Below are 10,629 nucleotides of genomic sequence, written 5' to 3'. Positions count from 1 at the left end.
TATTCCATACCAGCTGCCTGATTGACAGCTGGTATGATGAAATATTCAAGATGTCGGTATCATTTCATCTGATCAATCATAATGCGTTGTGATTTGTTATGATGAATTTACCTAGTAAGTTCATTCTTCCAAAGTGAGTCATTGTTGATTTATGTATGTAACACTAAATGTTCAGTTGAAGCAGGCATCTTTAATAGTCCCTCCTGAAGAAATGCTGGATACACGGTTAAAGAGGAAAGCTCCTCAAGCGGTACCCATTGATAGATCAGCCGTTCACCCTCAAGTCCGAAAAAGGGACCATGCTTTAGAATAGAGGATCCTTTTCGCGTGACGGAATAATAAAGGCCTATCTCATGAAAGGGGGCATTTTTGTATTCAAAGAAATTCTCTGTAAACCATACCAGTTGATCAACTTCAGCGTCGGCTCCGAGCTCCTCCTTCAATTCTCTTTTCAAGGATGTCATGGAATCCTCTCCAATCTTGACTCTTCCTCCTGGCAATGCCCAATAGTTATCGTCAGCTTGCCGGTGTAATAGTATATGCCCATCCTCAATCCAAACAGCGGCGGTTCGGTAGTTAAAGACAGCTGATTTTGTTTGAAATACGGCATCCATCCTAAAAAGCCTCCTCTATGTATGTATAATCATTCCAATGTTAAAAGTTTATCGTTATTTTTTCCTTGTCAAGGTTTTCCATTGAGGATGAAAGGGAATCACCATACATATACCCGGTGGATAATTCAAAAGGGTATGGGAGAAACGAATGAAGCTAGTGTACAACTATTTTATCCGAAAGAAAAGGAGAGAATAAACATGGCAAAAATCGTTTACGGAAAATATGATACGCAGGAAGAAGCTTTACAGGCAGTGAATGCTCTTAAGTATAAAGGAGCGGATGGATCTGATATTACCATCTTGGCAGATAAGGCTGACCGCCTTCGCTTTACGAAGGAAGCACCGAATAGTGATGTGGATACCGAAGCAGCTACTGGTGAATCCTTTATGGACAAGATTGCCAGCTTTTTCTCGGTAGATTCAACTGAACGAATTGAGGACAGGTTAATGGCGAAAGGGATTCAAGGTGTAGAGGCAGAGCGCCTTGCGGAAGATGTTGATAATGGCAAGATCCTTATCCTTGTGGATGAAGGGGCTGCAGGCATGATGGAGACAGGTCTGAATGACCAAACGACTCATAATAGCGGCTTATATGCCAATCGAAATGAAGAGAAAGCACGTGAAGAGGAGCGAAAAAGTCAAACAGTCGGGAATATGAGCCGGGCTGATGATCTTTCCGTGACGGCTGATACACGTTTAGATGATTCTAATTTACATGAAAAAGACGATTTGGATAAGAAGAGAACCTATCCCAAAAATCGAATTGACACAGATAATCTATAATAGGTAATTCGCAAAACCCTCGCCAAAGAAATCAGGCGGGGGTTTTGCATGGAGTACATGTCCACACAGACAAAAGCCCCGGTTTCTAGATCATCTAGCAAACCGGGACTTCTATCGTTTGTTAAGCTTCTACTGTGTCAGAGGAAGAAGCATTCTTTTTTTCTTTCTTTCGTTCTTGCTGGTCAATCATCACGGCGCATGCTGCATCACCGGTAATATTGACAGAGGTTCTTGCCATATCAAGCAAACGGTCAATCCCAAGTATCAAGCCGATTCCTTCGACAGGGAGGTTAACCGATGTCAAAACCATCGCAAGCATGATCAGTCCGACACCAGGCACGCCGGCCGTTCCGATACTCGCTAATACAGCCGTAATGACGACGGTAATAAGCGCTGTAAAGGTAAGGTTCACATCATACACTTGTGCAATAAAGATGGTCGCAACCCCTTGCATGATAGCCGTTCCGTCCATATTAATCGTGGCACCTAAAGGCTGAACGAAGCTTGAAATCTCTTTCCTGACTCCAAGATTATCCTGAGCCGTTTCCATTGATACAGGAAGAGTGGCGTTACTGCTGGAGGTACTGAATCCTAATGTCATTGCCGGTGCGAAGCCTTTAAAGAACCAAAGAGGGTTTTTCTTGGCAACAAATAGAATCGTGCCGCCGTAGACAACGATTGTATGAATAACAAGAGCAATCACAACGACAATCATATAAAGACCCATGGCTTTCATTGCACTGTAGCCTTGGCTTCCGACTGCAGTGGCAATCAGACCAAAAGTTCCATATGGCGCCAATTTCATTACCCATGTGACGAGGAACATGACGACATCGTTTCCTTGTTCAATCAGCTTAACAATGCCTTCCGTTTTCTTGCCTAAGGCTGTCAAAGCGAATCCAATCAAGGCGGCGAAGAAGATGATTTGAAGCATATCTCCGTTAACCATGGCTTGAAACGGGTTGCTTGGAATAATTCCGAGCAGGGTCTCTGCGATAGATGGGGCTTCTTCTGCTGAGAACTCAGCTTTAGAAGTATCGAATTCTCCTTTCGTTCCTGGTGAGATGACGGTAGCCAGCATCATCGCACCCATGATGGCCATGGCTGTTGTAATCAAGAAATACGTAACCGTCTTAAGACCGATGGAGCCAAGCTTTTTGGGATCTCCTAAACCGGCTACACCTAAAATGATGGAAAAGAGAACGATTGGAACGACGAGTAATTTAATTAGATTGATGAAGATAGTCCCGAGTGGGCTGAAAAGATACATATCAAGTTGCGTAAATAAGGAAGGGGAGTAAATATTTAGGATGAGACCAACGGCAGCACCCAGTACCAAGCCAATAATAATTTTTTTTGTTAAGTTCATTTTTAACCTCCTAAAATTGATGTCGATTCCTAGAATAATAGCTTTGAGGGGTCAGCCATTTAGGAAAGAACTCTACCATTAAAAGGGGGATAATGATAGTTATTGCTATCTTACCATAAAGTAGGCTGTTGTTTCATATATTAACACTCGAGGATAAAAATGGCTATATGAATATATGACTATTCACATCTACCCATTTTATGGGAGAAGCTAACGCGAAGAGATTATTTTCAAGTGAAAGACTGCAGAAAAAAGAAACACTCCACCGGAAAGTGTATTTCCGGATGGAGTGAATGTTTTGATGCCTTATTTACTATGAGGCAGCTGCTGTTTTTTTAGCGCTTCTTCAATGCCTTGATAATACTGCTTGCTGTAGAAGTTTGCTACAGCCTCTGTCCAAGTACCGCTGCGGCTGCCTTTGGAACGCTCTTCTAAATAGGCGCGATAGGTAGTGTTGTAATTCTCTAGTGCTGGCTTTAGATCCTGCTGATACTGTTCTTCATGAACGACAGCCTCTTCTGGGAGACGCGGTTTAAGACCCGGGTCTTCGGCAGGGTGGCCGATGCAAAGACCTGCTACCGGAAGGACATAAGGGGGCAGATTTAACTCCTCGATGACCTCCTCAAGGTTCCGTCTAATACCGCCGATGGCAACCGTGCCTAAACCAAAGGATTCAGAGGCGGTAACGGCAGTACCTAAGGCAATGCCGACATCTGTTGCCCCGACAAGCAATGTATCGATGTTATTGCTTATTTCAAATGAGGTTCCTTCCATTTGGCTTGCTAAATAGGTACGGTAGAAATCGAGACAGAAGACAAGAAATACAGGTGCCTCCTCGACATATTTCTGGTTACCACATAACATGGCGAGCTTCTGTTTACGCTCAGGTTCTTTAACGGCAATGATAGAAACCTGCTGACCGTTAATCCAGCTAGGTGCCGCTTGAACACATTGGATGATATGTTCTAGCTGACTTTCATCCACTCGCTTGTCTAGATAGGAACGGTAAGAACGATGTGCCTGCATTGTACGTATAACCTCATTCATGGTAAATCCTCCTTATGATGTTATCTAACTAATTATTATATTACAAAAAAGAATATCCATTGTACAAATCGTCTTGCATGACGTATGTAAGGGTTTTTTTATATACCTAGTATGATGGTTCGATGGTTCTATGTGCAAACATTGTGTTTAATAGCGTCGAAATTTATTGATTAATCAGACATTAAACTTGTATTCTGGTGGTAAATGGAAGTTAAGGCGATTTGTACTAAGTTACCGAAACAATCAACGCAAGGAGTGGTGAACGTGACGTATACATTTTCTCCTTTAGGAGACAAGGCTGTCATGATTAAATGCGGCTCTGCAATAGGTCAGCAAGAATATGAAAAGGTCATGAAGGCTTCCAGGCGGCTTGAACAAGTCGAGGAGGATTGGCTGATTGAAATCGTTCCAAGCTTTGCCTCAATCGCCGTTTTCTATGACCCTGTTCAATTAGACTGGCCCCATAAGGATGGTCAATCTCCTTATGAAACAGCCAGGATGAGGCTTGAAGATATCCTATCTGACAGACAAGGAACAGAAAGTAAAAAAGAGAGGTTCATGGAGATTCCAGTTTGTTACGGAGGGGAGCTCGGGCCGGACCTTGCTTATGTAGCACACTATCACAAACTATCTGAGGAAGAGGTTATTGAACTGCATGCGAGCGGAGAGTATGTCGTCTATATGCTTGGATTTGCTCCTGGGTTTCCCTATATGGGCGGCATGAAAAAAGAAATCGCAACACCACGCAAAGAAACTCCTAGGCTTAAGATTCCTTCAAGGAGTGTCGGAATAGCCGGTGAGCAGACAGGGATTTATCCGATTGAATCCCCTGGCGGCTGGCAATTAATCGGCAGAACCCCTTATTCTCTTTTTCTCCCTGATAAAGAACCTCCTGCCTTGCTGCAAGCAGGCGACCAAATCAAATTTAACCCCATTAGCTATGAAGAATATCTTTCGTTGGGAGGGGAGCATTCTTGATTATTGAAAAGCCGGGATTATTAACGACGATTCAAGATTTAGGCAGGACTGGCTACAAACAGTATGGGATTATTGCGAGTGGAGCGATGGATCAGACTGCACACCGGATAGCCAATATGCTAGTGCTCAATCCAGAGGAAACAGAAACAGTCGAAATTACGATGGGCGGGCCTGTTATACGCTTTCAGGAAAAGGCAGTCATCGCAATGACTGGCGGTCATTTCTCTCCTGCTGTTAATGGACAGCTGGTTAAGATGTATCGTCCGTTATTGGTGGATGATGGGGATGTACTGTCGTTCGGTCATCCAAAAAACGGGCTGAGATGTTATTTAGCGGTCCATGGCGGATTTTCCATTGAAAATGTCATGCATAGCAAGTCCACTTACCTAAGGGCCGGAATTGGGGGCTATAAAGGAAGAGCACTTGAAAAAGGGGACGAAATCCAGCTTAAGGCTGCCAAACCAATCAGATGGACTGGACCAATGAAGTGGTCAGCAGAGTCATTCCGCCTGCATGATGGCGGGACAAGGAAGAATGTTCGGGTCCTTCCTGGTCTCGATTATGATGCCTTTACAGAGGAAAGCAGGGCTGCCTTAATCAAAAAGGAATTCATCGTAAAGCCTGAATCCGATCGCATGGGATACCGGCTTGAAGGGGAGCGTTTAAGCTTGAAAAAGCAAACTGAATTCATCTCAGAGGCCGTATCATTTGGGACGATTCAAGTTCCGGCAGACGGACAGCCGATTATTCTAATGGCTGACAGCCAGACGCTTGGCGGTTATGCGAAGATTGCTCAAGTGGCAACGGTCGATCAGGCGGTTGTCGCCCAAGCAAAGCCAGGAGATCGATTGACCTTCGAGATGATTAGTCTAAAGGAGGCACAGCGACTGTTGCTTGAACAGGAGCGGGAGCTGAAAATTCTAAAGAGGGCCATACAGATGAAGTACTCATAAGGGGGATTTAATGTGTACGTGATTGACATTAATTGTGATATGGGAGAAAGCTTCGGAAATTATCAAATGGGATCAGATGAAGCCATATTAGGATATATTACGTCTGCCAATATTGCTTGCGGCTTTCATGCGGGAGATCCGGCCACGATGAAGAAAACCGTTCGTCTGGCATTAGAGAGGAATGTTGGAATCGGCGCTCATCCGGGTTTTCAAGACCTAGTCGGGTTTGGAAGAAGGGAAATGCAGGTCAGTCCGGAGGAGGTGTATGACCTCGTCATCTATCAGATTGGCGCCTTGAATGCATTTGTCCGCTCAGAGGGCGGGACGCTTCAGCATGTTAAGCCGCATGGGGCATTGTTTAATATGGCCGCTATTGACGCGAAGCTTTCAGAGGCGATTGCTGAAGCGGTGTATAAGGTTGACCCTGAGCTGATTTTATTTGGGTTATCAGGAAGTGAACTGGTTAAAGAGGGTGCGAAAATCGGTCTTCGGACAGCAAGTGAAGTATTCTCAGACCGCACCTATCAGCAGGATGGGTCGTTGACTTCTAGAAGGACGTTTGGCTCGGTCATCGAAAACTCGGATGAGGCGATTGCTCAAGTTGTCCGAATGGTGAAGGAAAAAAAGGTCCAAACCAGGCAGGGAGCAGATATTGAGATCATCGCCCAAACGGTTTGCATCCATGGAGATGGAACAAGCGCACTGCGATTTGCGGAGCAAATTAATCAAGCATTGCGAAAAGAGAATATTGAGATTAAGAGAATAGCAGAATTTATCTAATAACGAGCCTAAAGATACTCAGGGGGGTGAGGAATGAATGGAAAAGAAGGAATCACGCTTAAGTATCTTGCTTGGAGCAGCTTTCTTAATGGCCACGTCTGCGATTGGACCAGGCTTTCTTACACAAACAACCGTGTTCACGGAAACCTTGCTAGCAAGCATGGGATTTGTCATCCTTGTTTCTATTATCATTGACCTTGGGGCTCAGGTGAATATATGGCGGATTATTGCCGTATCCAAGAAGCGGGCGCAGGACATAGCGAATGAATTGCTTCCTGGATTAGGTTATTTCCTTGCAGCCATGATTGTTTTGGGCGGCTTGGCATTTAATATCGGCAATATAGCTGGTGCAGGACTTGGTTTACATGTCATCGTTGGTGTTGACCCCCGTTTAGGGGCCGTGTTAAGCGGTTTCGTTGCAGTGGGCATCTTTTTCATTAAGGAAGCGGGCAAAGCAATGGACCGCTTTGCGCAAATCATGGGGTTTGTCATGATTTTCTTAACGCTATATGTGATGTTTACTGCCTCTCCTCCTGTCGGTGAAGCAGCTGCGAGGACCTTCATGCCAGAGGAAATCGATTTATTGGCGATCGTTACCCTTGTGGGCGGAACAGTTGGCGGGTATATCACATTCGCTGGCGGACACCGCTTGATTGATGCAGGGGTGTCGGGAAAGGAAAATGTATCAGAAGTGACAAAAGGAGCGGTCAGTGCGATTGGACTCGCCTCTATTATGCGAATCTTTCTATTTCTTTCCGTACTGGGGGTCGTCTCACAAGGATTGGTGTTAGACGCGGAAAATCCCGCCGCTTCCGTCTTCCAGCATGCTGCAGGAGATATTGGCTACAAGATATTCGGGATTATTATGTGGGCGGCAGCTGTGACAAGTGTCATAGGAGCGGCCTATACATCTGTTTCCTTCATTAAGACATTCAGCAGCACTGTATCGCGGAATCAGAATTGGGTTACAATCAGCTTCATTGTCATTTCAACAGGTGTATTCGCTTTAATCGGACAGCCTGTAAAAGTATTAGTCCTTGCCGGGGCACTGAATGGGTTAATTCTGCCGATTGCTCTTGGGGTTATGCTGATTGCCAGCTATCAAAAAAGGATTGTTGGTGATTATCAGCAGCCGATATGGATGACTTTTTTAGGTGGTATAGTTGTGGCGGCTATGTCGGTCATGGGCATTTATACCTTAATAAAGGAGCTTCCTAGATTATTCGTTTAGTTAAGGAGATAGCTATATTACTATTGAAGGGGATAAAAATATGGTACGATACACAAGAAGAGGGAAAAACGACAAAGTTTTACAAAATACTGTATATTTCTTTTCCTGATAACATCTTAGGTGAAATCATCCTTTATAGAAAGGGGGATGCAAATGGATTGGATTGCATTTTTCGCATCAATTGTCATCCCGGTGTTAACTGTTTTACTGCTGGCCCTATGGGCTTCCAATCATCGTGAAGATCCTGCCAAAAAAATCATTTTTGCCGTTGTGATTCTGCAGATACTCTTTATAACTGGATTTGTCGTTGTATTTACAGCAAAAATGATTACATGGCTGGCCATCGCCTCAATCATTTTGATCATTTTCGGTGCATTGACGTATAAATCATTGAGGAATGAGAAATCCATTGCTGGTGTTTTGCTGATGCAAGGGATTTTGGTGCTGCTATTACTCGTTGCTTGATAAAGGCTCAGATTACTAGCATGAAGGTAGATTTTGAAACAATTGAAGTAAGCTAACCTAGTCTCCTGATCGGGAGGCTTTTTTAGATTCTATTGATCGGTGTGTTTCAGCTAAAGGCTTATCGACTGGTATATAGGAGCAGATTGTACGGGGAATTTCATTATGCTAAGATTATATTGTCTGAATATTTTTATATTGTCCGTTTGCTTGTAAGAGATTTAGTGCAAGGATGAAGATGGTGAATAAAGCGAGAAAGATGACATATAGGGAAACCAGGATTTTGGATGTTTCATGTTTTGATTCATTCCAATAGTCATGTGAACAAGGTTTTTCCTATAAAATGATGTAATGACTGATGAAGCATATGGGGAGGTCAATCATGAGGAGAGTGCGAAAAGCCATCATACCAGCAGCTGGCTTGGGAACCCGTTTCTTACCGGCCACAAAGGCAATGCCAAAGGAAATGCTGCCGATTGTTGATAAACCAACGATTCAATATATCGTAGAGGAAGCAATCTGCTCAGGTATTGAGGATATCATTATCGTTACGGGTAAAGGAAAACGGGCTATTGAGGATCATTTTGACAATGCCTTCGAGCTTGAAGCCAATCTTGAGGAAAAGCAAAAATATGAATTGCTTGAGAAGGTTCAAGCACCGTCAAAGGTAGACATTTATTATATTCGTCAGAAGGAGCCGAAAGGATTAGGCCATGCCATTTGGTGTGCCCGGAAATTTATTGGGGATGAACCATTTGCCGTCTTGCTCGGAGATGATGTAGTCGTTGCTGAGACTCCGTGCTTGAAGCAATTAATTAATCAATATGACCAAACTCTATCCTCCATTATCGGTGTTCAGCATGTCCCGAATTCAGAGACACATCGGTATGGAATCATAGACCCAGGTAAGCAAAGAGGAAACAGGCTATACGAGGTGAATGATTTTATTGAAAAACCAGCCTCGGGCAAGGCACCTTCCAATCTTGCTATCCTAGGCCGATACATATTGATGCCAGAGATCTTCATGTTTCTTGAGAATCAGAAGCCTGGAGCGGGCGGTGAAATTCAATTGACCGATGCGATTCAAAAGCTGAATGAAATCCAGCGTGTATTCGCCTATGATTTTGAAGGAACGCGTTATGATGTCGGGGATAAAATCGGCTTTATTAAGACAACGATTGATTTTGCCTTGAGGAAGCCATCATTACGTGGTGATGTACTGGACTTCATGAAAGAAAAGATTAAATCTTTTGAAGACAAGGAATGATTTAGATGAATCGTTAATCAAATATATTTGACTAAAAAGGTGGTTCAAGAGAGGAAGAATCACCTTTTTACATTCTAAAACTAAGCGTGAATGATTCTTTTATTTGACAATTATCTCGAATTTGAGATAATAAACCCAATAAAAGATATGATTCAAAGGGAGTGGGCAGGCATGTTTAAAACAATGGGTATCCATCATATTTCTGCTATCGTAGGGAACGCTCAAGAAAATCTTGATTTTTACGGTAGTGTTCTTGGTATGCGGCTAGTGAAAAAAACGGTTAACTTCGATGACCCAGGTACGTATCATCTTTATTTTGGCAATGATCAAGGATCACCAGGGACGGTTATGACCTTCTTTCCTTGGAACAAAGGATTTAAGGGCCGCATTGGCACAGGACAGGTCGGCGTGACAAGCTTTGCGATTCCTAAAGGGGCCATGCCATTCTGGGAGGAGAGATTTCAACGATATCATGTCAAATCCAGGAAGCATGCACGTTTTGGAGAGACTTATCTAGCCTTTCGGGATCCGCACGGTCTTCAATTGGAATTGGTCGAGCGCGCAGAAGGGGAGCAATCAATTTGGCATTTCAATGGCGTGGGGCCAGATACAGGAATAAAGGGCTTTGCAGGTGCCATTCTTTTATCAAGTTCTCCAAGTCATACGATGGGGCTGCTTAGGAACGGATTGGGCTTTGAGGTTGTCGGCAAGGAAGGGAATTATGTCCGCTACCGCAGTGAAGCAGAGTATGGAAATACGATTGATGTGGATGTGTCAGAGCATGAGCGCGGGAGGATGGGAACAGGAACCGTTCATCATATTGCCTGGAGAGCAATGGATAATGAGGACCAATTAAAGGCTCGTGAATCCATCATCAGCAAAGGCTTTGCGGTGACTCCCATCAAGGATCGGAAATATTTCAAGGCTGTTTATTTCCGTGAGCACGGGGACATTCTTTTCGAGATTGCAACCGATTCGCCAGGATTCCTGATTGATGAAGATATACAGCATCTTGGAGAGTCATTGATGCTTCCAGAGGAATATGAACCCAGAAGATTAGAGATTGAAGGCAACTTAATGGAGATTCGCTTAAGAGAAATGAATTGATGCTTGTAAAAGGGAAAAAAAGGGTAGATAAATAGGAA

General features: G+C 43.7%; 11 protein-coding genes. 8 read left to right on the top strand and 3 right to left on the bottom strand.

The features are described from left to right. Window positions 1–149: 149 nt before the first annotated feature. Window positions 150–614, bottom strand: a complete 465-nt coding sequence (locus tag ACI35L_RS09610; RefSeq protein ID WP_439802769.1) for an NUDIX hydrolase — start codon at window positions 612–614, stop codon at window positions 150–152. A 198-nt stretch (window positions 615–812) separates the two neighbouring features. On the opposite strand from ACI35L_RS09610, the gene ACI35L_RS09605 reads away from it, so the two are divergent. Beyond that, entirely contained in the window at window positions 813–1,397 is a 585-nt protein-coding gene (locus ACI35L_RS09605) for a general stress protein (RefSeq protein ID WP_049670951.1), read from the top strand. Window positions 1,398–1,518: 121 nt separating this feature from the next. On the opposite strand, the gene ACI35L_RS09600 is transcribed toward ACI35L_RS09605, so the two are convergent. Both ACI35L_RS09600 and ACI35L_RS09595 read right to left on the bottom strand, forming a co-directional pair. Then, the gene (locus ACI35L_RS09600; RefSeq protein WP_439802768.1) at window positions 1,519–2,766 is read right to left on the bottom strand and encodes a dicarboxylate/amino acid:cation symporter; all 1,248 of its coding nucleotides are present in this window, start codon (window positions 2,764–2,766) and stop codon (window positions 1,519–1,521) included. Between the two features lie 306 nt (window positions 2,767–3,072). Further along, window positions 3,073–3,813, bottom strand: a complete 741-nt coding sequence (locus ACI35L_RS09595) for an NADPH-dependent oxidoreductase (protein WP_439802767.1) — start codon at window positions 3,811–3,813, stop codon at window positions 3,073–3,075. 264 nt (window positions 3,814–4,077) lie between these two features. On the opposite strand from ACI35L_RS09595, the gene pxpB reads away from it, so the two are divergent. From pxpB to ACI35L_RS09560, 7 genes are all read left to right on the top strand, one after another. After that, a complete protein-coding gene (pxpB, locus tag ACI35L_RS09590; RefSeq protein ID WP_439802766.1) occupies window positions 4,078–4,791 on the top strand; it encodes a 5-oxoprolinase subunit PxpB in 714 nt (237 codons plus the stop codon). Next, window positions 4,788–5,744 carry a biotin-dependent carboxyltransferase family protein gene (locus ACI35L_RS09585; RefSeq protein WP_439802765.1) on the top strand — a complete coding sequence of 319 codons (957 nt, stop codon included), beginning with the start codon at window positions 4,788–4,790 and terminating at the stop codon, window positions 5,742–5,744. Before pxpB ends, ACI35L_RS09585 begins: the two co-directional genes overlap by 4 nt. 12 nt (window positions 5,745–5,756) lie before the next feature. After that, window positions 5,757–6,524: a LamB/YcsF family protein gene (locus ACI35L_RS09580; RefSeq protein ID WP_049670947.1), complete on the top strand. Its 768-nt coding sequence runs from the start codon at window positions 5,757–5,759 to the stop codon at window positions 6,522–6,524. Window positions 6,525–6,561: 37 nt separating this feature from the next. Next, a complete protein-coding gene (locus tag ACI35L_RS09575; RefSeq protein ID WP_439802764.1) occupies window positions 6,562–7,755 on the top strand; it encodes an NRAMP family divalent metal transporter in 1,194 nt (397 codons plus the stop codon). 153 nt (window positions 7,756–7,908) lie between these two features. Then, the gene (locus ACI35L_RS09570) at window positions 7,909–8,220 is read left to right on the top strand and encodes a hypothetical protein (RefSeq protein ID WP_049670945.1); all 312 of its coding nucleotides are present in this window, start codon (window positions 7,909–7,911) and stop codon (window positions 8,218–8,220) included. A 379-nt stretch (window positions 8,221–8,599) separates the two neighbouring features. Beyond that, window positions 8,600–9,484 carry a UTP--glucose-1-phosphate uridylyltransferase GalU gene (gene galU / locus ACI35L_RS09565; protein ID WP_439802763.1) on the top strand — a complete coding sequence of 295 codons (885 nt, stop codon included), beginning with the start codon at window positions 8,600–8,602 and terminating at the stop codon, window positions 9,482–9,484. 171 nt (window positions 9,485–9,655) lie between these two features. Then, complete coding sequence (locus ACI35L_RS09560; protein WP_439802762.1) at window positions 9,656–10,591, top strand: ring-cleaving dioxygenase; 936 nt, start codon at window positions 9,656–9,658, stop codon at window positions 10,589–10,591. Window positions 10,592–10,629 lie beyond the last annotated feature (38 nt).

It is taken from the genome of Pradoshia sp. (genome assembly GCF_051873915.1).
Lineage (GTDB): Bacteria > Bacillota > Bacilli > Bacillales > Pradoshiaceae > Pradoshia.
This window is presented reverse-complemented; position numbering and strand designations above follow the sequence as displayed.